General features: G+C 71.0%; 21 protein-coding genes and 2 pseudogenes. All 23 read right to left on the bottom strand.

The genetic code is table 11. From position 1 onward, the window contains the following. Positions 1-2: 2 nt before the first annotated feature. Positions 3-2,288: an SDR family oxidoreductase gene (locus tag ACFY3I_RS19690; RefSeq protein ID WP_390861698.1), complete on the bottom strand. Its 2,286-nt coding sequence runs from the start codon at positions 2,286-2,288 to the stop codon at positions 3-5. Between the two features lie 3 nt (positions 2,289-2,291). Further along, a complete protein-coding gene (locus tag ACFY3I_RS19685; RefSeq protein WP_390861697.1) occupies positions 2,292-3,230 on the bottom strand; it encodes an aromatase/cyclase in 939 nt (312 codons plus the stop codon). A gap of 29 nt (positions 3,231-3,259) precedes the next feature. Then, positions 3,260-4,045, bottom strand: a complete 786-nt coding sequence (fabG, locus tag ACFY3I_RS19680; RefSeq protein WP_365295037.1) for a 3-oxoacyl-ACP reductase FabG — start codon at positions 4,043-4,045, stop codon at positions 3,260-3,262. A gap of 110 nt (positions 4,046-4,155) precedes the next feature. Further along, a complete protein-coding gene (locus ACFY3I_RS19675; protein ID WP_390861696.1) occupies positions 4,156-4,431 on the bottom strand; it encodes an acyl carrier protein in 276 nt (91 codons plus the stop codon). Between the two features lie 231 nt (positions 4,432-4,662). Next, a complete protein-coding gene (locus tag ACFY3I_RS19670; RefSeq protein WP_390861695.1) occupies positions 4,663-5,871 on the bottom strand; it encodes a ketosynthase chain-length factor in 1,209 nt (402 codons plus the stop codon). After that, positions 5,868-7,142, bottom strand: coding sequence for a beta-ketoacyl-[acyl-carrier-protein] synthase family protein (locus ACFY3I_RS19665; RefSeq protein ID WP_351328193.1), 1,275 nt, complete (start codon positions 7,140-7,142; stop codon positions 5,868-5,870). The genes ACFY3I_RS19670 and ACFY3I_RS19665 overlap by 4 nt, the downstream gene beginning before the upstream one ends. Further along, entirely contained in the window at positions 7,139-7,468 is a 330-nt protein-coding gene (locus tag ACFY3I_RS19660) for a TcmI family type II polyketide cyclase (RefSeq protein ID WP_217549284.1), read from the bottom strand. Before ACFY3I_RS19660 ends, ACFY3I_RS19665 begins: the two co-directional genes overlap by 4 nt. Before the next feature lie 121 nt (positions 7,469-7,589). Then, entirely contained in the window at positions 7,590-9,056 is a 1,467-nt protein-coding gene (locus ACFY3I_RS19655) for an FAD-dependent monooxygenase (protein ID WP_390861693.1), read from the bottom strand. Between the two features lie 59 nt (positions 9,057-9,115). Further along, positions 9,116-10,033 carry a hypothetical protein gene (locus ACFY3I_RS19650; protein WP_390861692.1) on the bottom strand — a complete coding sequence of 306 codons (918 nt, stop codon included), beginning with the start codon at positions 10,031-10,033 and terminating at the stop codon, positions 9,116-9,118. Between the two features lie 57 nt (positions 10,034-10,090). Next, a pseudogene (locus ACFY3I_RS19645) lies at positions 10,091-10,324 on the bottom strand (acetyl-CoA carboxylase biotin carboxyl carrier protein subunit); the annotation flags it as partial. A gap of 71 nt (positions 10,325-10,395) precedes the next feature. Continuing rightward, positions 10,396-11,872: pseudogene (locus tag ACFY3I_RS19640) on the bottom strand (acetyl/propionyl/methylcrotonyl-CoA carboxylase subunit alpha); the annotation flags it as partial. 1 nt (position 11,873) lies between these two features. Further along, on the bottom strand, positions 11,874-12,437 hold the full coding sequence (locus ACFY3I_RS19635) for a flavin reductase family protein (RefSeq protein ID WP_390861691.1): 564 nt from the start codon (positions 12,435-12,437) through the stop codon (positions 11,874-11,876). Between the two features lie 227 nt (positions 12,438-12,664). After that, positions 12,665-13,471, bottom strand: coding sequence for an SAM-dependent methyltransferase (locus ACFY3I_RS19630; protein ID WP_390861690.1), 807 nt, complete (start codon positions 13,469-13,471; stop codon positions 12,665-12,667). 148 nt (positions 13,472-13,619) lie between these two features. Next, positions 13,620-14,807, bottom strand: coding sequence for an acyltransferase family protein (locus tag ACFY3I_RS19625; RefSeq protein ID WP_390861689.1), 1,188 nt, complete (start codon positions 14,805-14,807; stop codon positions 13,620-13,622). 205 nt (positions 14,808-15,012) lie between these two features. After that, positions 15,013-15,840 (bottom strand): NAD(P)H-binding protein, encoded by an 828-nt coding sequence (locus tag ACFY3I_RS19620; protein ID WP_390861688.1) that lies wholly within the window; start codon positions 15,838-15,840, stop codon positions 15,013-15,015. 80 nt (positions 15,841-15,920) lie between these two features. Next, the gene (locus ACFY3I_RS19615) at positions 15,921-16,904 is read right to left on the bottom strand and encodes an NAD-dependent epimerase/dehydratase family protein (protein WP_390861687.1); all 984 of its coding nucleotides are present in this window, start codon (positions 16,902-16,904) and stop codon (positions 15,921-15,923) included. Positions 16,905-16,915: 11 nt separating this feature from the next. Continuing rightward, on the bottom strand, positions 16,916-17,878 hold the full coding sequence (rfbB, locus tag ACFY3I_RS19610; RefSeq protein ID WP_390861686.1) for a dTDP-glucose 4,6-dehydratase: 963 nt from the start codon (positions 17,876-17,878) through the stop codon (positions 16,916-16,918). Positions 17,879-18,938: 1,060 nt separating this feature from the next. Further along, positions 18,939-20,534: an MFS transporter gene (locus ACFY3I_RS19605; RefSeq protein ID WP_390861685.1), complete on the bottom strand. Its 1,596-nt coding sequence runs from the start codon at positions 20,532-20,534 to the stop codon at positions 18,939-18,941. A 140-nt stretch (positions 20,535-20,674) separates the two neighbouring features. After that, positions 20,675-21,274, bottom strand: a complete 600-nt coding sequence (locus ACFY3I_RS19600; protein ID WP_390861684.1) for a dTDP-4-dehydrorhamnose 3,5-epimerase family protein — start codon at positions 21,272-21,274, stop codon at positions 20,675-20,677. Between the two features lie 6 nt (positions 21,275-21,280). Further along, entirely contained in the window at positions 21,281-22,537 is a 1,257-nt protein-coding gene (locus ACFY3I_RS19595; protein WP_390861683.1) for a nucleotide disphospho-sugar-binding domain-containing protein, read from the bottom strand. 145 nt (positions 22,538-22,682) lie between these two features. After that, positions 22,683-23,342 carry a hemerythrin domain-containing protein gene (locus ACFY3I_RS19590; protein ID WP_390861682.1) on the bottom strand — a complete coding sequence of 220 codons (660 nt, stop codon included), beginning with the start codon at positions 23,340-23,342 and terminating at the stop codon, positions 22,683-22,685. Between the two features lie 496 nt (positions 23,343-23,838). After that, complete coding sequence (gene rfbA, locus ACFY3I_RS19585; RefSeq protein ID WP_390861681.1) at positions 23,839-24,711, bottom strand: glucose-1-phosphate thymidylyltransferase RfbA; 873 nt, start codon at positions 24,709-24,711, stop codon at positions 23,839-23,841. A gap of 198 nt (positions 24,712-24,909) precedes the next feature. After that, positions 24,910-26,622, bottom strand: coding sequence for an NAD(P)/FAD-dependent oxidoreductase (locus ACFY3I_RS19580; protein WP_390861680.1), 1,713 nt, complete (start codon positions 26,620-26,622; stop codon positions 24,910-24,912). Positions 26,623-26,750: the final 128 nt, after the last annotated feature.

The following is a 26,750-nucleotide window of genomic DNA, read 5'->3' as shown; positions in this document are numbered from 1 at the left end:
CGTCACCCGAGGAGGGTGCCGCCGCTCGCGTCGACGAAGGAGCCGGTGACCCAGCGGGCGTCGTCGGAGACGAGGAAGGCGATGACGTCGGCGACGTCCTGCGGTTCGCCGACCCGGTTGAAGGTGGACAGTGCCGACATGGCCTCGACGGCCTCGGGGATGCCGAACACCGGGTTGCCGTTGCGGGTGATGCCCGGCGCGACGCTGTTCACGGTGATCCCGCGCGGGCCCAGCAGCTTGGCGTAGTGGAGCGCGAGTTGCTCCACGGCGCCCTTGCTCATGGCGTAGGCGATCTCGTCCGGGTTGGCGAACCGGGTCAGGCCCGAGGAGATGTTCACGATCCGGCCGCCGTCGGGCATGTTCACCAGCGCCCGCTGGATGACGAAGAACGGCGCCTTCGCGTTGACGGCGAAGATCCGGTCGAACTGCTCCGGGGTGGTGTCCTCGGCCTTGACGCCGCCCATCACACCCGCGTTGTTGACCAGGATGTCCAGGTCGGTCTCGCCGGTGCGCTCCTTCAGTCCCGCCTCCACGGCGAGGAACAGCTCGTGGACGTCGCCGGGCGTGCCCAGCTCCGCCTTGACCGCGAACGCCCGGCCGCCGTCCTTCTCGATCCCGGCGACCACCTCGGAGGCGGCCTCCTCGCTGGTGCCGTAGTGCACGGCGACCAGCGCGCCGTCGGCGGCGAGCCGCTCGGCGGTGGCCCGGCCCATGCCCCGGCTGGCGCCGGTGACCAGGGCGGTCTTTCCCGTCAGGTTGGCCATGTTCCTTCTCCTGCCAGTCAGTTGTGGTGAGGGGGCGACGGCACGCGGGGCGGGCTCTGCGGGTTCGAACCAGCGGCCGAGGGCCGTGCGCAGTCCGTCCGCGGAGCCGCCCGCCCAGGCGACGTAACCGTCGGGTCGTACGAGCACGGCCCCGAAGGAGAGCGGGCCGGTGTCCTGGGGGCGGGCGGTGACCGTGTCGACCGAGGCCGACCAGTCGCCGGCCGCCCCGGTCAGCGACCCGTCCGTGACGAGCAGCAACCCGCGTGCGGAGTGCAGCAGTTCGGCGGTGGTCGCTCCCGAGTCGAGCCGCAGCTCGGGCAGCCGTGCGCCGACGGGTCCGGGGTCCTCGCCGTGCGGAGCGTCGCCGTACCGCACGTCGAGGCCGCTGATCATCCCGGCGAGATGCGCGCGGACGTTCTCGTACGACGTGAGTTCGCCGACGACCGAACGGACCGGGTCGACCTCGGGTCCGCCGAGCAGCAGCCGGGCCTGGGCGCGGATGTTGGACAGGACGCGCCGTCCGACCGCGTGCCGTTCGTCGTGGTAGGTGTCCAGCAGCCCCGCCGGGGCCCGGCCGAGGACGGTGGCCGCGAGCTTCCAGCCCAGGTTGACGGCGTCCTGGAGGCCGAGGTTGAGGGCCTGGCCGCCGATCGGCATCTGCTGGTGGGCGGCGTCGCCGGCCAGCAGCACCCGGCCGGCGCGGTAGTGCTCGGCCTGCCGGGAGGCGTCGCCGAAGGAGTTGACCCACAGCGGGGTGCCGTGGGCGATGTCCTCGCCGGTGACGTCCCGCCAGGCGGTCACGATGTCGGCGAACTCCGCCTCGCCCGAGCCGCGAGGCGGGGTGCCGAACCGGTGGACCATGACGCGGGTGACGCCGTCGCCGCGGCGGGCGGCGATGGCGAGCCCGTTCGGGAGCCGCTGGAACCGCCGGTTCTGGATGTCGATGCCGTCGACGTCGGCACGGATCAGCTCCCGGCCGGCGTCGTTGCCGGGAAAGGGGATGTCCGCGAGCCGCCGTACGACGGAGTGTTCGCCGTCGCAGCCGACGACGTAGCGGGCTGTGAACTCCGTTTTCCGGCCCTGGTGTTCGGCGACCACGGTCACGCGGTCGGCGTCCTCCCGCAGGGCGACGACCTCGTGGCCGCGCAGTACCCGCGCGCCGAGCCCGGCGGCCCAGGCGCCGAGGAGTTCCTCGGTGCGGGTCTGGGGCACCTTCCACTGCCCGGGGTGGCTGCTGGGCAGGGTGAGGTCGAGCGGGAGGCCGCCGAAGTGACCGCGGGGCTCGTGGGGCGGCGGCTCGGGGTCGCCGAAGCCGCCGGGTCCGTCGAGCAGTCCGCGCTGCCGGAGCAGTTCCATGGTGCGGGCGTGCAGGGTGGACGCCCGGGACTCCGTGGTCGGGGCGTCCAGCCGTTCCAGTACGGTCACGTCGGCGCCGCCGAGCCGCAGTTCCCCGGCGAGCATCAGCCCGACGGGCCCGGCGCCGACCACCACGACGTGCGTCTCGACAGCGTCGGCACCGGCCATGGGTCAGCGCCTCGCTTCGGCGTACGCCTTGGCGTGGTTCAGGGTGGCGCGGCTGTTGGTGCTGAGCGCGCCCTGGACGTAACTGCGGGCCTCGGCGAGGCCCGCGTCCGGACCGAGGATCTTGTCGATGTTCTCGGGGCGCAGCACGACCGTGTGCTGCGAGGAGGCGAAGGTGCCCTCGTCGGTCTCGCGGAACGTCCAGTAGCCGGTGTGCAGGTTCATCAGGGCCGGCAGGGTCGTCTGCTTGTAGGCGATCTTCCGGCCGTCCAGGCAGACCCGGTAGGACTTGGTGGTGTGCGTCGAGCCGTCCTTGGCGCGGGTGTCCATCTCCAGGGTCTGCAGGCCCGGGGTGTCCTCGGTGAGGCGGACGGTCGCCACGTGCGGCAGCCGCTCGGACCAGCGGTCGGCCTCGTTGACGAAGTCGTAGAGGTCCTTGGCGGAGCCGTCGACCTCGACGGTGTCCTCGAAGGAGAAGGTCAGCTCCGCGGAGGCGGTGGCGAGTTCGACGTTGGACTTCAGCGCGGCCAGCTCGGAGCGGGAGTTGCGGTCCACGGCCTCGTCGATCCAGGCCAGCCCGGCCGGGTCGTCGTCGACGGCGGTGTAGTCGTGCAGCAGCCGGACCCGGGCGGTGCCGTCGTCGAGCGGCTCGATGATCCAGGCGCCGCCCATGCTCGCGACGGGCGGGGTGGAGGCCGTCTGCCGGAAGGTGATCCGCAGACCGGCGGGGTCCAGCACCCGGCGCGAGGTCCAGTTCTTGGCCTCGCCGTTGGCGGTGGCCCAGATCCCGATCAGCTCCTCGTTCCCGGAGCGCTCCAGATGGTCGACGTAGATGGTCGGCGGGAAGATCCGCGGCCAGTTGGCCACGTCGGCGATCAGCCGGTAGACCTCGGCGGCCGGCGCCGAGATGGTGATCCCGTGCTCGACTTCCTTCGGCTCGGACATGCGTGAACTCCTAGAGGATGCCGGGGTTTTCAGAAGTTGCCGAGGCCGCCGCAGACGTTCAGGGCCTGGGCGGTGATGGAGGCGGCGGTGTCGGAGGCGAGGTAGCCGACGAGTCCGGCGACCTCCTCGGGGGTGGAGTAGCGGCCGAGCGGGATCTTCGCCTGGAACTTGTCGAGGATGGCGTCCTCAGAGGTGGCGTAGGCGGCCGCGTAGCCGGCCCGGACGCGCTGGGCCATGGGCGTCTCGACGTATCCCGGGCAGACCGCGTTGACGGTGATGCCCGTGGGTGCCAGCTCGTTGCCGAGGGCCTTGGTGAAGCCGACCACGCCGTGCTTGGAGGCGGAGTACGGCGCCCCCAGCACCACGCCCTGCTTGCCGGCCGTCGAGGCGATGTTGATGATCCGGCCGCGGCTCTTGTCCCGCATGCCACCGGTGGTCAGGACGGCGCGGGTGAGGCGGAAGACGCTGTTCAGGTTGGTCTCGACGACGTCGTACCAGAGCTCGTCGTCGATGTCGGCGGTCACCCCGCCGCCGGACCGGCCGGCGTTGTTGACCAGGACGTCGACGCTGCCGTAGCGGTCGACGGCGGCCTGCACGAAGTTCGCGATGGACAGCGCGGACCGGACGTCGAGGGTGGTCCCGTCGACCTCCAGGCCTTCGCCGCGCAGTTCCTTGACGGTCCGCTCCACGTTCGCGGCGTCGCGGGAGCCGATGAAGACGCGGTGGCCCTGCTGGGCCAGCAGCCGCGCCGAGGCGAGGCCGATCCCGCTGGTGGCCCCGGAGACCAGGGCGACCTTCTGCTGCTGTTCGGACATGTCTGCCGCTCCCTTTCAGGGCGTTCGGGTCGTGCACAGGGCGTGGGGGTGCCGCCGGCGCCCGGAACGTTCGGGGGCGGGCGCCGGCGGCCGGAGGGGATGGAGAGTGGTCAGGCGGCGGTGGCGGTGACGTCACCGAGCTGGGTGTTGACGAGGGCGAGCAGCTCGCGGGGGGTCTTCGCCTCGGTCACCACGGAGTCGTCGAGCGTGATCTCGTACTCCCGCTCGATGCGCCCGCAGGTCTCCAGGATGGCGAGCGACTCGTAGCTGAGCTCCTCGAAGTCGGTGTCGAGGATGTCCCCGTCGAGGTCGACGCTCTCGTCGGCACCGGCGGCCTCCAGCAGGATCCGCTTGAGGTCGTCGAGGGTGAAGGACTGGGTGGCCACGGTGATCTTCCTTTCGGTTCTGCGAATCGTTTCCACGAACGGGAACACCCGCCCTTCCGGCCCGGCGTGGGAGAGAGTGGTGGACCGGAAGGACGGGTGTGTCTTTGGGAGGGGCGAGGGCAGCGCCCCGTAAGGGAGCGGGGGGACAGCGCCCCGTAAGGGGCGCGGGGAACTGCGCGACCAGCCACGGCGGACCCGCGGTCGCGGTACGGCGCGCACCCCCGGGACGGATCAGGCCCGAACGACCATCGCCGAGTTGAAGCCGCCATAGCCACGCGCCAGCACCAGCGCCGTACGCACCTCGGTCAGCCGCGCCTCCCCCACCACCAGGTCGAGGTCGTAGCCCGCCTCCGGCGAGACGTGCACCGTCGCCGGCACGACCCCGTCCCTGATGGCGAGGAGCGCGGTGGCCACGTCCAGCGGCGCCGCACCCGAGTACAGCCGCCCGGTCATCGTCTTCGGCGCCGTCACTGGCACCCCGTGCGGGCCGAAGACGTCGCTCAGCGCGTCCGCCTCCACCCGGTCAAGCTCCGGCACGGCCGCCGCGTCGGCGAAGACGACGTCCACGTCGGCCGCGTCCACGCCCGCGTCGGCGAGGGCCAGTTCGACGGCCTTGCGCAGCCCCGGAGGCCGCTCGCTGCCCGGCGCCGGGTCGAACGTGGCGCCGTACCCGGCGATCTCCCCGTACACCCGCGCGCCGCGCCGTACGGCCGTCTCCCCGTCCTCCAGGATGAGGATCGCCCCGCCCTCGCCGGCCACGTGCCCGGCCGCGGCCGGGTCGAACGGCAGGTAGGACCGCTCGGGCTCCTCCGACGTGGACAGCCGGTCGCTGGCCAGCTGCGCCACCCACCCCCACGGGCAGATGGACGCGTCGATCGCCCCGGAGACGATGAGCTGCGTCCCCTTGCGGATCTGCCGGCGGGCGTGGGCCAGTGCCTCCAGGCCGCCCGCCTGGTCCGAGACGACGACCCCGCTCGGTCCCTTCATCCCGTTGCGGATGGAGATCTGGCCGCTGTTGACGGCGTAGAACCAGGCGAACGACTGGTATGCCGAGACGAACTGGCTGCCCTGGCTCCACAGCTTCCGCAGCTCGCCCTGGCCGAACTCGAAACCGCCGGAGGAGCTGGCGGTGACCACGCCCATGTCGTACGCGGGCAGGTCGGCCGGGGTGACGTCGGCGTCGGCCAGCGCCCAGTCCGTCGCGACCAGCGCGAGACGGGTCATGTGGTCGGTCTGGGCGAGCAGCCGGCTCGGCAGGTGCTCCCCGGCGTTGAACCCGGGAACCTCCCCGGCCAGTTTCGCCGGGTATCCGGACGGGTCGAACCGGGTGATCCGGGCGATGCCGCTCTTGCCGGCGCGGGCCGCGGCCCAGTAGTCGGCGGTGCCGAGTCCGTTGGGCGCGGCGATGCCGAGCCCGGTGACAACCGTGCGCGTGCTCATGCTGCCGTGTTCCTCTCCGGTCGGGCGAGCACCATCGCGCTCTGGAAGCCGCCGAACCCGCTGCCCACGGTGAGGACCGCGTCGGTGCGGTGCTCGCGGGCGGTGAGCGGGACGTAGTCCAGGTCGCACTCGGGGTCGGGGGTGTGCAGGTTCGCCGTCGGGGGCACCACGTGGTGCTCCATGGCGAGCACGGACGCGGCGATCTCGATGGAGCCGATCGCGCCGAGCGAGTGCCCGACCATCGACTTGATGGAGGACACCGGGGTCCGGTAGGCGTGGTCGCCGAGGCTCTTCTTGAACGCGGCGGTCTCGTGCCGGTCGTTCTGCTTGGTGCCGGAGCCGTGCGCGTTGATGTAGTCGATGGCCTCGGGGTTCAGGCGCGCCTCGTCCAGGGCGACCGAGATCGCCTCGGCCATCTCGGCGCCGTCCGGCCGCAGTCCGGTCATGTGGAAGGCGTTGCAGCGCGAGGCGTAGCCGGCGATCTCGGCGTAGATGTGCGCGCCCCGGCTGCGGGCCGCCTCCAGCTCCTCCAGGACGAAGACGGCCGATCCCTCGCCGAGGACGAACCCGTTGCGGGTGCCGTCGAAGGGACGCGAGGCGTGCTCGGGGTCGTCGTTGCGCGGGGTGGTGGCCTTGATGGCGTCGAAGCAGGCCAGGGTGATCGGGGAGATCGGGGCGTCGGTGGCGCCGGCGATCACCGCGCAGGCGGAGCCCTCCCTGATCAGCTCGACGGCGTGCCCGACGGAGTCGAGACCCGAGGTGCAGCCGGTGGAGACGACGGCGGCCGGGCCCTCGGCGCCCACCGCCCAGGCCACCTCGGCGGCGAAGGAGCTGGGCACCAGGTAGTTGTAGAGGTGCGGGACGGCGTAGGTGTGGTCGACCAGGTCGAGCCGGCCGCCGTCGCTGACCACCCGGTACTCCTGGTCCAGCCCCATGGTCGCGCCGACCGCGCTGCCGATGGTGACCCCGACCCGGTGCGGGTCGGCGCCGGACAGGTCGAGTCCGCTGTCGGCGAGGGCCTCGCGGGCGCTGACGACGGCCAGTTGCGCCGCCCGGTCCATGCGCCGTATCTCCTGCGGGCTCAGCCCGTGCTCCTCCGGGTCGAAGTCGACCTCGGCGGCGACCCGGGACCGGAAGGAGGAGGGGTCGAAGAAGGTGATGCCGCGGGTCGCGGTGCGGCCCTCGCTGAGCAGGTTCCAGAAGTTCTTGGTGCCGACACCGCCGGGGGCGATGACGCCGACCCCGGTGATGACCACTCGCCTGGCGTTCACGCCCGGCCCTCCCAGTCGTAGAAGCGCGTGGCGACCGCGTCGGCGGGAGAGCGCCAGGTGGCGGGGTCGTACGCCTGGATGAACGGCTTCAGGTCCTCGCTGATCCGCACGAACCGCGGGTCGGTCTTGGCCGACTCGATCAGCTCACCGCCGTTGTCGGTGTCGAAGTGCTGGAGGTGGAAGTACAGCCCGCGGTAGGCGAACAGCTCACGCCGCCGGGTGCCCATGAGGTGCGGCATCTCGGTCTCGTCGAACTCCTTGAACAGCCGGGCCACCTCCTGGCTGTGAGCCGGCTCCATCCGGGCGACGATCAGGGTGCTGTGCATGAAAACTCCTCAAGGAAAGCGCGCCCGAAGGGGCGCGGGGAACTGCGCGACGAGCCACGACGGCGGGGCAGCCGCACGACGGCACGACGCGGCACTCTCAGCGGCGCACTCGGCGCCACACTCACCGCGCCGGCCCGAACCACCGCTCCAGAGCCATCGGCAGATCCGCGTGGCTGCCCGGCGCCACCCAGGCCACGTATCCGTCGGGCCGCACCAGCACCGCCGTGGTGTCCGCGAGCGCGCTGCCGGCCGGCAGGTCCGCCGGCGCCGTCACCACGTCCACCCGGTCCCGCCACGCCCACGCCCGCTCCCGCAGCCGCGGGTTGCCGGCGAGGTCGAGCAGCACGCCCCGCCCGGCGCGCAGCGCCTCCGTGCTGGAGGCCACCCTGTCGTGGCCGGTGAGCGGCACGTTCGGCAGCCGCCGGCCGAGCAGCGCGCCCGCGCCGGCGTCGAGGTCGTAGTGGATCTCCAGGCCGGAGACCATCGCGGCCAGGTGCTTGCTGACCTCGGGGTAGCGGATCAGTTCGTTCAGCACGTCGCGCAGCGGCTGCACCTCGGGGCCGGACAGGAACAGCAGGCCCTGGGCGCGGGTGTTCATCATCAGCCGCTCGCCGACCGGGTGCCGTTCGTCGTGGTAGGTGTCGAGCAGTGCCTCGGGGGCCCGGCCGCGGACCACCGCGCCGAGCTTCCAGCCCAGGTTCACGGCGTCCTGGATGCTGGTGTTCATGCCCTGGCCGCCGGCCGGGAGGTGGATGTGCGCGGAGTCTCCGGCGAGCAGGATCCGGCCGCGCCGGTACTCGGTGACCAGGCGGGTGCCGTCGCCGAAGGAGGACACCCACACCGCTTCGGCGTGCGAGATGTCGTCGCCGGTCAGCCGCTGCCAGGCGGCCGCGGCCTCGGCCCAGGTGGGCGGCTTGTCCCGGCGCTGCGGCGGGGTGCCGCGCTCGCAGATGATCAGGCGGGTGACGCCGCCGGGCAGCGGCCCGACCATGACCATGCCGCCGGGCAGGGTCTCGCCGATCATGCGGGGCTCCAGCTCGATGCCCTTGACGTCGGCGAGGTACATCTCCAGCGTCGAGGGGGTGCCGGGGAAGTCGAAGCCGGCGGCCTTGCGGATGGTCGAGCGGCCGCCGTCGCAGCCCACCAGGTACTCGGCGCGCAGCCGGTGCACGCCCTCGGGGCCGCGCACCTCGACCTCGACGCTGTCCTCCTTCTCCTTGACGGACAGCACCTCGTGCCGGCGCCGGATGTCGGCGCCGAGCCGCCCGGCCCACTCCTCCAGGACGGTCTCGGTGACCGACTGAGGGATCGTTTTGGCAGCCTGGTGGGCGCCGTCCAGGACACCGAAGTCGACCGGCAGGCCGCCGAAGTGGCCCACGTTGCTGACCTCGATGTCCCCGAAGCGGGGCAGCAGGCCGCGCTGGTCGAAGACCTCCATGGTGCGGGCGGTGAAGCCGAGGCCGCGTGACTCTCCGGTGCGCGCGGGCAGCTTCTCCAGAACGATGACGTCGGCGCCCGCGAGCCGTAGCTCGCCCGCGAGCATCATGCCGGCCGGACCGGCGCCCACGACGATGACTTGTGCGTCCATGACACTCCTCGGGAACGGTTCCGTACGGTCCGCTCTGCGGGACCGTCGAAGACGATCTGTCAGCGGTAGAGGCGCCCGATGGCCCGGTTGGCCACGTGCGCGGCCGCCGCGTGCCGCGGATCGGGCGCCCACGCCTCGTGCCGTACGGCCACTTCGGCGAGCTTGATGGCGTGCTCGTCGCCGATCTGCACGGCCTCGGCGAACAGGCCGGCCACGTCGGGGGCGTCGGGCAGCGGGACCGCGGGCCGGGGCACGGCGTGGAACCAGTCGAGCATCGTGCGGCTGACGGCCCGCGCGACCTGGTACGAGGGCCACCGCTGCCCCTGCGGCAGGTGCTCCACCACCAGGCGTACGGCGGCGGGCCCGGTGACCGAGTGGATCAGCGGAATCGGATGGTTCAGGGAGAGCGTGGCGTAGATCCCGGAGAACTCGGCGACGAGGTCGTCCAGGGCCCCCACGGCGTCACGGCCGCCGTCCTCGCCCGGGTGCTCCTGGACGACGACACCGCCCTCCGAGTAGCGGGCCGCCCAGTAGCCGAGCCCCTGGGCGAGTTCGGCGAGTTGCATCCGGTGGCCGGGGCCGGCGCTCACCACGGCACGGACCGCGTGCGCGGTGCGGATGACGCCGTGCGTGAGCACCCCGGACATGCCGGGCAGCAGCCGGGGCCACCAGCGGGCCAGGACCTCGGTCCAAGGCTCCTCGACCAGCTCCCGCTCGAACAGGGCCGTCCAGTCGGCGACCCGGCCGAACTCGCCGAGCGCCTGGCGCCAGTCGGCCTCGTCGGCCGCATCGAGGGTGAACCGCCGCTCGGGCACGTCGTGGAAGGTGTGGCTGCGCAGATGCCCCTCCACCCAGGCGGGTACCTCGTCGGCGTATCCCATGTGCGCCAGGGCCTCGGCGGCCATCGGCGCGTGGTTGACGAAGCTGCGCCCGTGCTCGTACCCCACGGAACGCAGGCGCTCCAGCGCTCCGTTCATGGCATCGGTGTAGGTGAGGTGTGCCACTGTCGACCAGTCCTCGATCCGTCGGCTGCTTCAGTCCTTGATGGCGCACACGGCGGCGCCGGCGGCGAGGGCCTGTCCCACCTCGGCGGCGATCCGGGTCACGGTGCCGGCGCGGTGCGCGGTGAGGGGCTGTTCCATCTTCATGGCCTCGATGACGACGATCAGGTCGCCCTTCTCGACGCTCTGCCCGTCGGTGACGGCGAGCTTGACGACCGTGCCCTGCATCGGCGAGGTGAGGGTGTCCCCGGACACGGCCGGTGCCGAGCCGCCCGTGCCGCGGCGGCGGGCCCGTGGCGCGGCCGCCCCCACCAGACTCGGCATCCGGTCGGGGACCCGGCCGAGCACCGCCGGCAGCGAGACCTCCAGGCGGTGTCCGCCGACCTCGACGACCACGGTCTCGCGGGCGTCCTCCTCCGTCCCCGTGCCGGGGGCGGGCGCGGCGAAGGGCTCGATCTCGTTGACGAACCCGGTCTCGATCCACCGGGTGTGGACGGTGAACGGGTCCGCGGAGCCGGTGAGCTCGGGGGCGAACGCCGGGTCCCGGACCACGACACGGTGGAAGGGGATGGCCGTGGCCATGCCCTCGACCTGGAACTCGTCCAGGGCGCGGGCGGCCCGCTCCAGGGCCTCCTTGCGGGTGCGGCCGGTGACGATCAGCTTGGCCAGCAGGGAGTCCCAGGCCGGGCCGATCACGCTGCCCGACTCCACGCCCGCGTCGAGGCGGACGCCCGGACCCGTCGGCGGGTCGAAGCGGGTGACCGTGCCCGGGGCGGGCAGGAAGCCCCGGCCCGGGTCCTCGCCGTTGATCCGGAACTCGAACGAGTGGCCCCGCAGCTCGGGGTCGCCGTAGCCGAGTTCCTCGCCGTCGGCGATCCGGAACATCTCGCGGACCAGGTCGATGCCGGCGACCTCCTCGGTCACCGGGTGCTCGACCTGGAGGCGGGTGTTGACCTCCAGGAAGGAGACCGTGCCGTCCTGGCCGACCAGGAACTCACACGTCCCCGCGCCGACATACCCGGCCTCCCGCAGGATCGCCTTCGAGGCGCGGTACAGCTCGGCCGTCTGCTCCGCCGTCAGGAACGGCGCCGGCGCCTCCTCCACCAGCTTCTGGTGCCGACGCTGCAACGAGCAGTCACGCGTCGATACGACGACCACGTTGCCGAACCGGTCGGCCAGGCACTGCGTCTCCACGTGCCGCGGCCGGTCCAGGTACCGCTCCACGAAGCACTCCCCGCGCCCGAAGGCGGCCACCGCCTCACGCACCGCCGACTCATAGAGCTCCGGCACCTCCTCCAGGGTGCGGGCGACCTTCAGCCCGCGCCCGCCGCCGCCGAAGGCCGCCTTGATGGCGATCGGCAGACCGTGCTCCTCGGCGAACGCGACGACCTCGTCGGCGCCCGAGACCGGGTCCGGGGTGCCGGCCACCAGCGGCGCGCCGGCGCGCTGGGCGATGTGCCGGGCGGCGACCTTGTCACCGAGGTCACGGATGGCCTGCGGCGGCGGACCGATCCAGGTCAGGCCCGCGTCCAGCACGGCCTGGGCGAACTCCGCGTTCTCGGACAGGAAGCCGTAGCCCGGATGGACGGCGTCGGCCCCCGCCTCGCGTGCCGCGTTCAGGACCTTGTCGATGTCCAGGTAACTGGTGGCCGGAGTGTCACCGCCCAGGGCGAACGCCTCGTCCGCGGATCGGACATGCAGAGCGTCCCGGTCCGGATCCGCGTAGACGGCCACGCTCGCGATCCCCGCGTCCCGGCAGGCCCGGGCGACACGCACGGCTATCTCGCCACGGTTGGCGATGAGCACCCGGCGCATGTCAGGACGCCTGCCGAGTGTGCTGGAAGCGGTCCGCGCCGGTCTCCAGCGGGCCCAGCGAGCCGTCGAAGAAGATCAGTGGCTCCCGGCCGTGTTCGGGGACGCCCAGGTCCACCACCTCGCCTATGACGATGTCGTGGTCGCCGGCGGTGTGGACGTCGACCGTGGTGCATGTCAGGTGGGCGAGGGCCTCGCTGAGCACCGGCAGCCCGTCTTCGGTGAAGTGGTGCGGGACGCCCTCGAAGGCGGAGGCACCAGCCCGGCGTCCGGCGAAGTGCCGGGCCAGCGACTGCTGCCGTCCGGACAGGAAGTTGACGGTGAACCCGCCGCTCTGCTCCAGAAGCGTGTGCAGCCGGGACTGCTGGTGCAGACAGAACAGCACCAGCGGGGGTTCCAGTGAGACGGACGTGAACGAGTTGACGGTGGTGCCGTCGGCGTCGCCGTCGGGGCCGGTGGTGATGACCGTGACACCGGTCGTGAACAGGCCGCACACTCGGCGCAGACTCAGTGGCTCGATGGGCCCGGTCTCTCGGGCACGGGTCAGCGATCGCGCTGATGCGGACATGCGCATCCCTTTCATGGGAGTCGGAGTGGTGTCGCGCCGGACAGAGAAGGGTGCGGACCTGCGCCCCGGCTTCGGTGATTCGGGGGCCGCCCGGGGCGGCGGGCGGTCGACCGTCCGCCCGGCTTCGTTCCCGTGCTCACGGATCATCTTGTCGAAGCCGGTGGGGTGTCCGGCCGCCGGCGCCGCGGCGTCGACGGCCGAACAGAGTTGCCGGACAGAGGCGTTGATCAGTTCTTCACGGCGACGGCGGCGTATCCGGCGGCGTCCTCCCGGCTGGTCTGGTAGTCCGCGTCGTCCGCCCGCTCCTCCTCCGTCTCCCACTCGTTGACGGACACCACACCGGGTTCGAGCACCGTCCAGCCCTCGGTGTCGACGAACTGCCTGATCTCCGAGCGGGAGCGCTGGGCGAGGTCGACCTGGAGCTTGGTGTACAACTCGGCGACCGCGGCCCGCACCGGTGCGGAGACGTAGTCGGGGCTGGAGTGGGTGATGACGATGAAGCTGCCGGGCGCCAACGCTTCCTTGTAGCGCTCGACGATGCCGTACGGGTCGTCGGCGGCGACCGCGAAGTGCAGGAGAGCGCCGAACAGCACCCCCACCGGCCGGGAGAGGTCGAGGAGTTCCTTGGTGGCCGGGGCCGAGAGCACCGAGCCGGGGTCACGGAAGTCGGCGTCGACGTAGGCCGTGCGGCCGTCCGGGGACTCGCCCAGGATGCGGCGGGCGATGTCCCCGACGACCGGGTCGTTGTCGTTGTAGACGACCTTGGCCTCGGGGGCGATCTCGTGGGTGGCCCCTACGGCCGGGATACCGCTGCCGAGGTCCAGGAACTGGCTGACACCGCGCCGGGCGGCGGTGCGGACCGCGCGGTTGAGGAAGCGCCGGTTGGCGCGTGCCCCCACGGGGCCGCCCGGCAGCAGCTTCACGATGCTGTCGGCCGCGGCACGGTCGACGGGGAGGCTCTCGGAGCCGCCGAGGAAGTAGTCCATGATGCGCGCGGAGTTCGGGAACTGTTCGGGTACGGGGGTCTCGGTCATGTCGACACGTCCTTGTTCAGGGGTTGCAGAGTTCGGGTGGGGAGTCCGCGCACGACCGCACGGAGCGGAGAGTTCGGATCACTCAAATCGTTCACTCTCATGACAAAATGACTCAGGCCGTGAGCGTGTTCTGCGCACACTCACGGTGTCAACGGGCGTTCTCCAGCTGCCCGGTTGCGGGCACCCCGAGGTCCTTTCGGCGAGGCCGGCTGAAGCGCTTCATCGCCGGCCGCTCGACCAGCGCGTACAGCAGGTACGCGAGCGCGGTGGTGACGACCCAGAGCAGCAGGGCCACTCCGATTCCCTCGGCGAGGGTGTAGGGGCCGTGCTTGGAGAGGATGTGGCGCTGGGCCCCGATCAGCACGGTGGCCTGCATCAGGTAGACCGCGAAGGACACTTCGCCGAGCCACTTCATCACCCGTCCGCGGAACGGCGAGCGCTTCGCGCGGATGTCGGCGACCGCGGTGGCGGCGATGAGCAGGCCGATCGGGGCCGCCCAGATCGCGCAGAGGGAGTACAGGAGGGGGATCTGGAGCGACACGTAGTACGCGATGGCGGTCAGCACCACCGCCTGCCACACCTTCACGCCCACCCACCGGTCGGTCAGCACGATCCGGGCGAGCAGCATGCCGAGCACGAACTCCAGCATCCGCACCGGCGGAAGGTTGTAGATGAACCAGTTCTGGATCTCGTTCGTCTGCCAGCCGGGGAGGGTGACGTCACTGGGCAGCACGGCGGACGCGAACACGGGTACGGCGACGATGACGGCCAGGAAGGCGACGGCCCAGGCCCACAGTCGCGCCGGGGAGATCTTGTTCACCGCGCGGTACAGCAGCGGGAAGCACAGGTAGAAGACGAGCTCACAACCGAGCGACCAGCTGGGCTGGTTGACGCTGAACGTCACCAACGGATCCCAGGACCAGGTCTGCACGAGGAACAGGTTGGGCAGCCACTGCTTCCAGGAGGTGATGGTCGCGCCGGCGAAGACCAGCAGGGCGAGGACGAAGGTGACCAGGTGGTTGGGGAACAGCTTGACCACACGGCGGCGCATGAACAGCAGCGGGGTGTCCGAGGGGCGGGCGGACCAGGTGAGGATGAATCCGCTGAGGATGAAGAAGAACGAGACCCCGAGGCCGCCCCCGACATTGAACCAACGGGCGATGTCCTTCCCCCTCTCCCCGCTGAAAAGGCCCATGTTGCCGGTGGTGACGTGGCAGACGAACACGGCCGTAGCCGCATAGAACCGGAGCCCTGTCAGCGACGGCAGCGAGGTCAGCGACGGGGCCCGCCCGGATCGGCCGGGTGGGGCCGCCTTGGGGTATTCGGTGGTGGTCACGGATCCCTCCTTCAAGGGACATGGACGAAAAGGAACCGCTTGCGCGGCGCGAAAAAACACCGCGCGGCGGACTGGAGAGCCCGCGGTGCGGCGTCGATGGGTACGAGGGCCCGGCCCCGAGCCGGTTAGCCGGCCTCACATCCGGAGCCCGACCGGAGCGGACCCGCGGGGGCGTTCCCGCGGGCGCTCCTGCCGAAGGGAGGGTTCATCGCCGGAAGTCGGCGCTGCGGTGCCCGACCCAGGACGCGTACGTGTGGGCCGCCCGGCCCATGACGGCCTCGGCGGTGGAGACGGGCTCGGCCCCGCCCTCGGCTGCGTCCTTGAGCTGGTCGAGCATGAAGTCCGCGGCCTGGGGCGGCATCTCCCGGACCAGGTGCGCGTGCGCCTGGGAGCGCGAGATCTCCTCGTACTCCGCCGTCACGCCGAGCACTTCGGCGATGATCCCCACACGCTCCGACGGGTTCAGCGATTCGGGCCCGGTGAGCGAGACGTGGTCCAGGGTCCGGGTGGACGTCAGGGCCGCGGAGGCCACCGCGGCGATGTCACGCTCGTCCACGGGTGCGGTGGCGGCTTTGGCGTAGGGACCGCGGACGACTCCTGCCGAAGCGATCTGCTCCGCCCAGGAGAGGTCGTTCGCCATGAAGAGGGTGGGGCGCACGAACGTGGCGTCGATCCCGGAGGCGCGCACCTGCGCCTCGTTGCCCCGGTGTGCTTCGCCGATCCACCCCGGAACGGTGAAGGTCGCCGCCGAGGAGGAGAGCAGCACGATCCGGTCGAGGCCGCTTCGGCGTGCGTGACCGAGGAAGGCCTCGAGTTCCCCGAAGAGCGGGAAGAGGAAGGCCCGTTGCACCCCGTCGAGTGCGGCGGAGAGCGTCTCGGGCCGGGTGAGATCCCCTTCGACCACTTCGGCCTCGGCCGGCAGGCCGCACCCGGTGGGGTTCCGAGTGAGCGCGCGCACCTGCTCGCCCGCGGCAAGGAGTTCGCGCACGACGTTGCGGCCGACGTTTCCGGTCGAGCCGGTGACCAAGATCATGAAAGTCCTCTTTCTGCGTACCCCGGACAAGGGCGTACGGGGTGTTCACGGAGGGCGCGGACGCCTGCGGCGCCGAACCGTCAGAGTTCGGCGGCGGCCTCCCACATGTCCCGCAACGACTGCCGGACATCGATCTTCGGCGCCCAGCCCAGCAGCCGGCGCGCACTGCGGATGTCGGCCCTGGTCCAGGCGCCTCCGTTGGAGCTCACCGGTCCGGTCGTCAGATCGAGCACGTCCGGGTCCTGTCCGGCCTCGGCGACGAGCAGTCCGAGCATCCGGCGCATGTCGAGCGCCTCGCCACGCCCGATGTTGACGGTCCGCCCGGCAAGCGGGGATTCCGCCGCCCGCACGACCGCGTCGGCAAGATCCCGTACATCGACGTAGTCCCGTTCGTCCCGGCTCACCTCGAGTCGCAGCCGGGCACCGGCCGGGAGCGCGCGGAGCCTTCGCACGACCGAACCGAGGAAGCTGCCCGCCGCCGCGTCGGGGCCGAACACGTTCACCACGCGCAGTACGATCCCCTGCACCTGGCCTGTCCCGGTCGCCCGCAACACGGCTTCCGTGCCGGCCAGCTTCGAGCGGGCGTACGGAGTCTGTGGTCTCGGCTCGCGGGACTCGCTCGTCACCGTGCCGTGGGGTACCGGACCGTATTCGTGGACCGAACCGATCTGTACGAGCCGCGGCGGTGCGGGCATCAGTGCGGCGGCGTCCAGCAGGCGCCGGACGAGCTCGACATGGACGTGCTGGTTGTCCTCCGTGGACGGGGACCACCCTCCGACGGCGTTCACCATCACCTGGGCGCCCGCCGCCGTCAGGACCTCGGCGAGCTCGGCGGGCGAGGTCGCGGAGAGATCCAGTTCGAGGAACCCGGCCCCTGCCGCCGTCGGGGGCCGCTTCCTGGCTACCGCGAGAACTCGGTAGCCAGTGGTCTCGAAGGCCGAGACGACATGCCTGCCGATGGAGCCGTTCGCCCCCAGGACCGCGACGGCCGGTCGTGGCTCACCTGACCGTGCGTCGGCCGACGGCGAAGACGCCGTCCCACCTGTCGTGGTGTCACTGTGCACGTGGTCGCTCCTCACTGTCGCCCCTCCTGCCACCAGCCGGCGTGCTCGGCGTACCAGCGCACGGTGTCGGCCAGTCCTTGCTCGAACGGGATGCGCGGCGCGTATCCGAGCTCGCGCAGCTTCGCGTCGGTCAGCGAGTACCGCCGGTCGTGGCCGAGGCGGTCCGGCACCTTCTCCACCTGGTCCCAGCCCGCTCCGCAGGCGGCCAGCAGCCGGTCGGTCAGTTCGATGTTGCTCAGCTCGCGGGTGCCGGCGATGTGGTAGACCTCGCCGGCTTCACCGTGCTCGGCGGCGACCTGGATGCCCCGGCAGTGGTCGGTGACGTGGATCCAGTCCCGTACGTTCGCGCCGTCCCCGTAGAGCGGCACCGTCCCCCCGGTGAGCAGCCGCGTCACGAAGAGCGGGATGACCTTCTCCGGGTACTGGTAGGGGCCGTAGTTGTTGCCGCACCGGGTGATGACCACGGGCAGCCCGTGGGTGACGTGGTAGGCGCGCGCGAGCAGGTCGCCGGCGGCCTTGGCGGCGGCGTACGGCGAGTTCGGCGCCAGAGGCGCGGTCTCGTCCCAGGAACCGGCGTCGATGGAGCCGTACACCTCGTCGGTGGAGACATGGACGACGCGCTTGACTCCGGCCCTGAGACAGGCGTCGAACAGCCTGTCGACACCGAGCACGTTGGTGCGCACGAAGTCGGCGGACTCCGCGATCGAGCGGTCCACATGGGACTCGGCCGCGAAGTTCACCACTACGTCGTGCCCCGGCACCACCCGGTCGAGCAGCCCGACGTCGCCGATGTCGCCGTGCACGAAGGTGAACCGCCCCTTTACCAGGTCCAGGTTCGCGAGGTTGCCCGCGTAGGTGAGCAGGTCGAGCACGGTGACCTGAGCGTCCTGCCAGGCCGGGTAGGTACCGGCGAGCAGCTCCCTGACATAGGCCGATCCGATGAACCCTGCGGCGCCGGTCACGAGTACGCGCATGTCCGCCCCCCGCCGTGATCGCCGGGGACCGGTCCGTGCACGGGAGGCGGGTGCGGTGCCGGGGGCGCCTGCGCCTCGCGGCTGATGCGAGCCTTCACTACTTCTCTCCTTCCGTCGTCCCTGGCCGGCGTCGGGCCGAGCCGTACGCGGGGTTCCGGCGTACGGGCCGGGGAGGGTGCCTCCGTGACGCGGCCAGAACGCGACTGGGGGTGTGATCGCTGGAAGGTGCTGTCGCGGGGGCGCGAAAAGCACGTCGGCTCGGCATCGGTCGCGAGGCCGGGCCGCCCGCTTCCCTCCGGGACCGCTGTTGACGGCGGGCGGACGAGCGGAGGGGAAGCAGGAGAGGGGGTTCTGACACCGACGCCCGGCATCGAGGCCGGGCCCCTCGGGGACCGGGCGTCACCTGGGACTGTCGGCGTGGCCGCACGGACAGCGGGGCGGCGCCGCTCATCGGGAGAGGGAGGATGCCTCCGCCCGGGCAGGCCGGCCGGCTCGCCGTGCGCGATTCTCCGGGGCCTTGGGGCGTATCACGTCGGTGATCCGACGTCGTCCTGCCCGGCCGTTCGGGCCGGGACCCGAACCGGTCGGGCGGATCCAGGACGGCGGTGTGCCGTATGCGCGGTTCCGGCCCGCGTGCGCGGTACGGGGGACCTGCGGGAAGGGGCACCGCAGAGGGCCGGAGAGCCGCTCCGCCCCGGAGACCGGGCCGCCGCCGGGCCCGGCCGAGCACAGGGGCGGCGGCACCGCCCGGCCGTATCCGCGTCCACGTCGCCGAACCCTTCGCGGGCGTCGGCCCTGGCCGCGTCCACCCGCCGGAAGGAAGGACGGCCGTTCATCGCGCCGCCCGACCGGACGGACAGGCGGCCGCGCAGCCCCTGCCGCGGGCACCAGCCCGCGGCAGAGCGTCGTCGGCCACCACAGCCGGTGCGTCGGCCCGGGGCACGGTGACCACGACCGCCGCCGGCCCGTACGGCAAGGGCGGTCCCTCGGGAGCCCGGTCGAGATGTCGGTTCACACCGGCGGGCGACCCGGCCGGCCGGCGGAGCCTGTCGGCGGCGTGTCAGCCCTCCACTGCCGCGGGGGACTTCGCCGCGTTCTCGGCCTCCGTCTCCGCCTCGGGCGGAGGGCCCGGCATCCGGGCGCTGCGCAGCAGGGTGGCGGCGCCCACCGCCAGCAGCGCGGCGATCGCCGCGCCCACCAGCGCGGTCGTCTGGAGACCGTGCACGAAGGCCTCCCGGGCCACCGACAGCAGCCGGGATCCCTCGGCGGCCGGCAGCGTACCGGCGACGTCGACCGCGGCGGCCAGGGTCTGCTTGGCCGTCTCGGCGACGCCGTTCGGCAGTCCGGCCGGAAGGTTGTCCGCCAGGTTCGCCCGGTACACGGCGAAGCCGACGCTGCCGATCACGGCGATGCCCAGCGACGCGCCGAGGTCGGTGCCGGTCGCCGCCATCGCGGAGGCGGCACCGGCCCGCTCGGGCGGTGCGGCTCCCACGATCAGTCCGGTGCCCAGCGAGATCATCGGCCCGAGCCCGAGTCCGATGACCGCCGCCCCCACCACCACGACATACAGGTCGGAGGGGTTCCTGACCTGGGCCAGCAGCAGCATGCCCGCCGCGGTGAGCGCCAGGCCGCCTGCGAGCAGTGTGCTCAGCTTCATGCGACTCGCGAGGGCAGGGGCCGCCATCGCGCCGACCATGACCGCGAGGGTGGTGGGCAGCGACCAGAGCCCGGCATGGATCGCGGACAGCCCGTGCGCCAGCTGCAGGTACTGCATGACGAAGAACTGCGCGGCCGAGTTGAGCAGGGTCGCCAGGAGGAGCATGCCGAGGGCGCTGCCGAACAGCTTGCTGCGGAACAGGGAGAGCTCGACCAGCGGCTGCTCGAGCCGGCGCTGACGGGAGATGAACAGTGCTCCCAGCACCAGGCCGATGACGATGGCACCGCCCGACTCCAGGCCCAGACCGTCGGCGGTGATCCGCTTGAGACCGTAGATCAGGCCGAGAATCGCGAGGATGGACAGGACCGCGCTCGGGAAGTCCGGGCGGCGTACCGACTCGTCCCGGTACTCCGGCAGCAGGGTCGGGCCGCACACGATCAGCAGCAGCATGACGGGGACGCCGATCAGGAAGACCGATCCCCACCAGAACAGCTGGAGGAACGTGCCGCCGACCAGCGGGCCGATCACCGTGCCGAGGCCGAAGAAACCGGTCCAGGCCCCGATCGCGGCACCCTGCTGCTTGGGATCCTGGAACATGACCCGGATCAGGGAGAGGGTGGAGGGCATCAGCGTGGAGCCCGCGATGCCCAGGAGCGCCCGGGAGGCGATGAGCATCGCCGGGTTGACCGCGAATCCGGAGAGCACCGACGCCACCCCGAACACGGCCGCGCCGATCAGCAGCAGCCGCCGACGGCCGATTCTGTCCCCGATCGAGCCCATGGTGATCAGGAGACCGGCGGTGAGGAAGCCGTAGATGTCCACGATCCACAGCAACTCGGTGTTGCTGGGCCGCAGATCCTCGGTGAGTGCGGGCAGGGCCAGGTGCAGGACGGTCAGGTCCATGGCCATGAGCATGGTGGGGAGCCCGAGGACCAGCAGCCCCAGCCATTCCTTTCGGGTCGCCCGCGGTACTGCCGCCGGACCGATGTCGGTACTCAACGCGAATCTCCTTGCCTTGTCGTTGACGACGCTCAATGACGGAACCGTAGAACCTCAACTGCACTTAAGGTCAACGCAGTTGACGGTCAGTCAGGAGCTTGCGGACCCCACCCGGCGCAGCCGTGCGCCGGACCTCCGTGTCATTGCCGGCCGGCGGGAATCGCCGCCGTGACATCCCGCCAGTTCGCCAGCAGCCCCGCGTCGAGCGCCGCACGAACTCCCTGTGCCTGCGCGTCCTTCGCCGACATCACCGGCGGCTCGGTGTGCCCCCACGGGAGCGCGAGTTCCGGATCGAAGGGGTCGATCTCGATCTGGGTCCCCGGTACGTACTGCGTGGAGACCGCGTAGCAGACACAGGAGTCGTCGGTGAGCGCCAGGAACCCGTGCCCGACCCCCTCCGGTACGTACAGGCACCGGCCGGCTTCGGGGTCCAGGTCGACCACGTGGTGCACACCGAAGGCGGGCGAGCCCACCCGCAGGTCGACGATGATGTCGCGGACCGCTCCGCGCACGCAGGTGACGTACTTCGCCTGTCCCGGCGGCGTGATCACGGAGTGGACACCGCGGAGGGTGTTCCGCCGGGACACCGAGGAGTTGATCTGCGCGGGCCGGAACGGACGTCCGGTGGCCTCCTCGACCCGGTCGCAGCGGAGCACTTCGGCGAACGCGCCCCGTTCGTCGTGGATCTGCCTCGGCGTGAAGACGAACGCGCCGGGTATCCGGGTCTCGTCCACGTCCATCGCCGGTCAGTCCCCCGTCCGGTGCCGCGCGGCCATCCGCTCCAGGATCGGAACGATCTCGGCGGGGCTGGGAGCGGCGGCCATGTCCGCGTACACGGCTGCGGCACCCTGCTGGAACGACGGCTCGGTCAACAGCCCGGACAGCTCACGGGCCACCTGCGCGGCGGTCAGATCATCGGTGTGCAGGGACACGCCCGCGCCCCGGGCCTCCAGGTAGCGACTGCTGGACAGCCCGGTACCGAGCTCCTCCGTGATGATCATGTGGGGCACCCGGTGCTCGGCCGCGGCGAAGAACGTACCGAAGCCGCCATGGTGAATGATCGCCGAGCAGGTCGGTGTCACCTGGGTGAGTGGGAGGTAGTCGACCAGCCGCACGTTGTCGGGCACCTTCTGGTCCTCGCCCAGCTGATCGGCGTTGACCGTGGCCACCACCTCCACGTCCATTCCGGCCACCGCCTCGAACACGGCCGCGAGCCGCTCGTCCCGGCCGGCGGTGACCTTGCGCTTGGTCACGCCGAGCGACAGGCACACCCGGGGCCGCGACGGCGCCCGCAGCAGCCACTCCGGCACCGGGACCGCCCCGGTGTACGGCACGAAGCGCATGGGGACGACGCGCTGCCCCGGCGAGCGGGGCAGTTGCGTGTGGGTGGGAAGCGGGTCGATGGTGAAGTCGCCCAGGACCATGTCCTGTGAGTAGTCGTGGCCGTACCGCCCGAAGACCGGTGCCAGGGTCTCGGCCAGCGGGTTCGCCTGTGCGGCACGTTCGGTCAGCCGCCCGTGGATCCAGCCGAAGTAGTCGGGGCCCCACAGCAGCCGGGCGGACGCGGCCCCGCACTCCCGCGCCGCGACCGAGCCCACGGGGTTGGCCACGTCCCAGATCACCAGGTCCGGCCGCCACTCACGGGCGAACTCGACCAGGTTGTCCGCGAGCGGCTGCTGCCCCTCGGCGTCCGGGTAGTAGCGCGCGACGTTCGCCACCAGGTAATAGCGGATCGCCTGCCAGAGCCGGCCGTGGTCGGAGCCGGGCTCGAACCCGAGCGCTTCGCTGAACCGGTCCAGCTCCGCCTCGGAGATGTGCGGCATCGGCGAAGCCGGGTCTCCGCCGAGCCGAACCGCGGTGAGGCCGGCCGCGGAGATCTGTCCGGCCAGCTCCGTGCCGCTGGCCAGCCGGACCTCGTGCCCGGCACTCTGCAGCGCCCACGCCAGCGGAACGCTGGGGTACAGATGGGCCGTCAATGGCGCGACCGCGATCAGAACACGCATAGCAGTTCCTTTTCATCCGTACGTGAGTGATGGGCCCGGGGACGAACCGCCGTATCGCTCCCGGCGCGTCGCGCCGCCGGCCGGGCGCCGCTCCGGCCCTCGACGGGCGGGATCAGCACGGCTCACGGCGGCGCGTGGGGCCACGTCAGCGATTGGCGGAGCGGGACCTGGCGTGCCAGATGTCCAGCTCCTCGTAGGCGGCGCGCCAGTCGTTCTCGTAGGGGATACGGAGAGCGTCGGGCATGTTGGAGACGAATGCGGCCAGCTGGTCGGCGGGCATGCCGTCGAGCAGCCAGGGCAGGTAGCGGCGGGCGTCGTCGCCGATGGCATCGCGCCCCGCGACGGCGAACACCGCCCATTCCTCCTTGCTCATGGTGATGTCCATGAGCTTGAGCGCGTCGCCCTCCTCGTGGTCGAGGTGGGTGTTGAGGTGCGTGTGCAGTGCGTCGGCCAGGCCGCCCAGACGCTCCAGGCCGGAGTCCCGGTCGGCGAGGGCCGCGTCGATGTCCGCGAGCAGCGGGTCGATGACGGCGTGCTCCGCCTCCATGTCCGCCAGCAGGGCGAGCTCGTCGGGCTTGTCGGCCAGCGCCTTCTGCATCACCGGCCACACGGTGACGTCCTCGGCCGTGTGGTGGATCGTCAGGAACTTCTTGAACAGCTCCCAGCCGACCGCGGTGCTCAGCACATGACGGGGGTCCTCGTCGACCCGGGCCGTGATCCGGGCGATCCGCTCCACCTCGCGCCGCAGGGCGGCGTGGATCGTGAACATCATCGTCATGTCGTGGTTCTTGAACTCCTGGCTCATCACTGTCTCCCTCGGTGCGCGTTGCCAGACCACGAGAGTATCGTCAACGCATTCATCTATCAATGTACTTAACTAGCAGGCTCCCAACCATCAATCCCCCATCGGACGATGGAAGCGCAGGTCGGATGAGCTTTCGGCGTGCTCCGCCGGGCCGGAGGCCGGCTCTTCTTGGCCGGTTCCGGGCTGTCGCCGACCGGATCCAGATCCCCTGGGCGCCAGGCCCGGGCAGCACGGTGCGCCCAAGGCGCGGGCAGAGCCCGCACCTTGGGCGCACGCGAGGACGACGCAATCCCGACCGGAGTTCAGCAGCGGGAAATGCGAGGAAAGGAGAAAAGGAAAAAAGGGGGAAGGGGGACAGGAAGGGAAGAAGAAGTCCAGCATCCTGTTTCAGGGCAGCACGAATCCGCCTCGGCTAGCGTGACACATATCGGCCGGGATCGTCAACGACTGATTTCTGAGCGGCTTTTGAGCGCCCCGATCGACACTGTGCGCATGTTCAGCTCGCGTCCGCGATGTCCATCACGTACTGACCGTAGGGGGTTTTCGCGAGCCGGCTTCCCAGCCGGCGGCAGCTCTCCCGGTCGATGAATCCCTGGCGCCAGGCGATCTCCTCCACGCAAGCGATCCTCACCCCCTGGCGCCGCTCCAGGATCTGCACGTACTGCGAAGCCTCGATGAGCGAGTCGTGCGTTCCGGTGTCCAGCCAGGCGAAGCCCCGCCCCAAGGAGACGAACTCGGCCGTGCCGCGCCGCAGGTACTCGTTGTTGACGTCGGTGATCTCCAGTTCACCACGGGCGGACGGATGCAGATTCTTGGCGATGTCCACGACGTCGTTGTCGTACAGGTACAGCCCGGTGATCGCGAGATTGGACTTCGGCCGCTCAGGCTTCTCCTCGATCGACACCAGCCGCCCGGAGGCGTCAACCTCCCCCACTCCGTATCGATGGGGGTCACGCACCGGGTAGCCGAAGAGGACACAACCCTGCCCGTGCTGCCGCACCCTGGCCTTGAGCAGGCCGCCGAAACCCGGCCCGTAGAAGATGTTGTCCCCGAGGATGAGGGCCACGTCGTCCGCACCGATGTGGTCCGCGCCGATCACGAACGCATCCGCGAGCCCGCGCGGTTCGTCCTGCTCCGCGTACGTCAGGCGCAGACCGAGATCGGATCCGTCCCCCAACAGCCTCTTGAATCCCGGCAGATCGTCGGGCGCCGAAATCAGCAGGATGTCTGTGATCCCGCCCAGCATCAGCACCGAGAGGGGGTAATAGATCATGGGCTTGTCATAGACGGGAAGCAACTGCTTGGAAACCCCGAGAGTAATGGGATGCAGGCGCGTCCCACTTCCGCCGGCCAGAATGACGCCTTTCACCTGCTACCTCCGTAGAACGACAACGGGAGCCCGCGGGCACGAGCCCGGCCCACGGGGCGGACCGCGGACGTGCGGTCCTCCACGGCGACGTCTCCCGGGAACCGCGGGGCCGTCCCCCGCCCGCCGCGCCCGTGGAGGACGCACGGGCGCGGTCGGCGACGGGACGGTCCGCGGCCGCGTGCCAGAGCGTCGCGCGGGTCAGAGGAGCTTGCGGACCTTCACCCCGGCCTTGACGATCCCGAGCAGGAAGTCGCGGCCGACGCTGTTCATCTCGGCCGGGGCCTGGACCGAGGCCCAGTACAGGAAGCGGGCCATCGTCAGCGTCGAGGGGTAGATGAAGCGCCGCTTCTCGTCCTTCCAGCCGAAGACCGGGTTGACGACGGGCGACTCCTGGAGCAGCCCGAAGACGATGTCGGCGGCCTCGTCGCCGGTCAGCGCGCCGGCCTCGTACTTCTCGCAGGTCTCCGCGGTGGCCTCCAGCAGCCTCTTGAACGAGTCGCTCTGCGGCCACCACAGGCCCGGGTGGGCGACGTTCTCCAGCTCGTCGAAGTGCCGCTCGTCGTGGTCGCGGAAGTGCCGCAGCCGGGCCCGCGTCAGCCGCATGGTGCCCGGGGTGATGAAGGAACCCCAGACCCGGAAGACCGCGTTCCACAGCCGGAAGTGCGAGAAGGCGATGAAGGAACTGTTGACCAGGTCGTCGTTGTACTGGAGCAGCCCCTGCTCCACCCTCTCGACGTACTCGAAGCGCTCCGCGGAGAAGTCGCCGTCCTCGAGGGCGGACACCAGCCGCGAGGTCAGCGCGTCGACCACCTCCATGGTGTTCGACAGGCCACGGGAGAACAGCGGGTCGAGGAAGCCGGCCGCATGCGACATCAGGCACCAGCGGTCGCCGATGGTCTGCTTCGACGAGTACTGGAGCCGGTCGGTGGAGATCCACTCACGCACCCGGGTGGCGCCGTCGAACTGCCGCTTGACCGCCGGATACCGGTCCAGGAAGAGCTGGAACTCCTGCTCGGGTGTGAGGTCGTCGGGCTTGGGATAGGTGCGCTCGTCCATCGTGAGGCCGACGCTGCACAGCGGGTTGCGGGACTTCTCGTGGTTGTCGAACGGGATGATCCAGAACCAGCCGCGCTCGATGAGGTGGTGCATCGTCCCGGTGTGCCAGTCGGCCGGCGGGCGCAGGTCCTGCGGGTGCCCGCTGACGTCGTCGAACCGCTTGATGCCGACGTAGTGGGTGAACATGGACCGGGAGTGGTGCTTGAACCGGGCCGGCTTGTCCCGCAGATCGAACTTGTCGGCCAGCGGGGAGCGGAAGCCGGAGGCGTCCACCAGGTACTTCGCCCGGTACCGCTCGGGCTGCGCGCCCGGGGCGGCGCTCCTGCCGACCACGGTCACACCGTCGTCGTCGAACTCGACCTCGTTGGCGCGCCAGTTCTGCCGGGGCGTGCAGCCGTACTTGATCGCCACGTGAAACATGAAGGCGTCGCTGTCCTGACGGAACATGTGGCTGTTCTGGTGGAAGATCTTCGGCAGCGCGAGCTGGGTGGCCTCACGCGGATCGGGCTCCTTGCCGACCTCGTGCTTCATGAACCCGAAGTGAGCCTTCGTACCGAAGGTGGGACCGATGTCGCGGGTGGAGGCCTCGACACTGGCCAGGCTCTTGAGCTCGGGAATGTCGTGGCGCTCGGCAAGGATGTGGATCCATTCCACGAGCTGCGGGGTCATGGACTCACCGATGGCGAAGCGCGGGTGCGCGGCCGCGTCGACCAGCAGCACCTTGGCGCCGTGCCTGGCCAGGATCGCGCCGGTCACGGAACCTGCCAGTCCCGATCCGAGGATGACGACGTCGAAGGTCATGTCCTCGGGTACGCGCGCCGTTTCCGGCGAGCCGTCGGTCTTTTTCGCGACCATGAGCTGTCTCCTTCGTCGAGGGCGTCGAAGCGTGGTGCACGCCGGGATAGCGGCATGAAAAAAGGCCCCTCGCACATGCGAAGAGCCTGGAAAGCGGCACGGTCCAGCCGCGGAATCAAGCGTGACAT

This window comes from Streptomyces sp. NPDC001068 (assembly GCF_042897315.1).
Classification (GTDB): Bacteria; Actinomycetota; Actinomycetes; order Streptomycetales; family Streptomycetaceae; genus Streptomyces.
This window is presented reverse-complemented; position numbering and strand designations above follow the sequence as displayed.

Excerpts from the sequence above, each read along its gene's own strand:
- ACFY3I_RS19690 (WP_390861698.1), bottom strand. The coding sequence starts at position 2,288 with ATGGCCGGTGCCGACGCTGTCGAGACGCACGTCGTGGTGGTCGGCGCC.
- ACFY3I_RS19685 (WP_390861697.1), bottom strand. The coding sequence starts at position 3,230 with ATGTCCGAGCCGAAGGAAGTCGAGCACGGGATCACCATCTCGGCGCCG.
- fabG (WP_365295037.1), bottom strand. The coding sequence starts at position 4,045 with ATGTCCGAACAGCAGCAGAAGGTCGCCCTGGTCTCCGGGGCCACCAGC.
- ACFY3I_RS19670 (WP_390861695.1), bottom strand. The coding sequence starts at position 5,871 with ATGAGCACGCGCACGGTTGTCACCGGGCTCGGCATCGCCGCGCCCAAC.
- ACFY3I_RS19660 (WP_217549284.1), bottom strand. The coding sequence starts at position 7,468 with ATGCACAGCACCCTGATCGTCGCCCGGATGGAGCCGGCTCACAGCCAG.
- ACFY3I_RS19655 (WP_390861693.1), bottom strand. The coding sequence starts at position 9,056 with ATGGACGCACAAGTCATCGTCGTGGGCGCCGGTCCGGCCGGCATGATG.
- ACFY3I_RS19650 (WP_390861692.1), bottom strand. The coding sequence starts at position 10,033 with ATGAACGGAGCGCTGGAGCGCCTGCGTTCCGTGGGGTACGAGCACGGG.
- ACFY3I_RS19635 (WP_390861691.1), bottom strand. The coding sequence starts at position 12,437 with ATGTCCGCATCAGCGCGATCGCTGACCCGTGCCCGAGAGACCGGGCCC.
- ACFY3I_RS19630 (WP_390861690.1), bottom strand. The coding sequence starts at position 13,471 with ATGACCGAGACCCCCGTACCCGAACAGTTCCCGAACTCCGCGCGCATC.
- ACFY3I_RS19620 (WP_390861688.1), bottom strand. The coding sequence starts at position 15,840 with ATGATCTTGGTCACCGGCTCGACCGGAAACGTCGGCCGCAACGTCGTG.
- rfbB (WP_390861686.1), bottom strand. The coding sequence starts at position 17,878 with ATGCGCGTACTCGTGACCGGCGCCGCAGGGTTCATCGGATCGGCCTAT.
- ACFY3I_RS19600 (WP_390861684.1), bottom strand. The coding sequence starts at position 21,274 with ATGGACGTGGACGAGACCCGGATACCCGGCGCGTTCGTCTTCACGCCG.
- ACFY3I_RS19595 (WP_390861683.1), bottom strand. The coding sequence starts at position 22,537 with ATGCGTGTTCTGATCGCGGTCGCGCCATTGACGGCCCATCTGTACCCC.
- ACFY3I_RS19590 (WP_390861682.1), bottom strand. The coding sequence starts at position 23,342 with ATGAGCCAGGAGTTCAAGAACCACGACATGACGATGATGTTCACGATC.
- ACFY3I_RS19580 (WP_390861680.1), bottom strand. The coding sequence starts at position 26,622 with ATGGTCGCGAAAAAGACCGACGGCTCGCCGGAAACGGCGCGCGTACCC.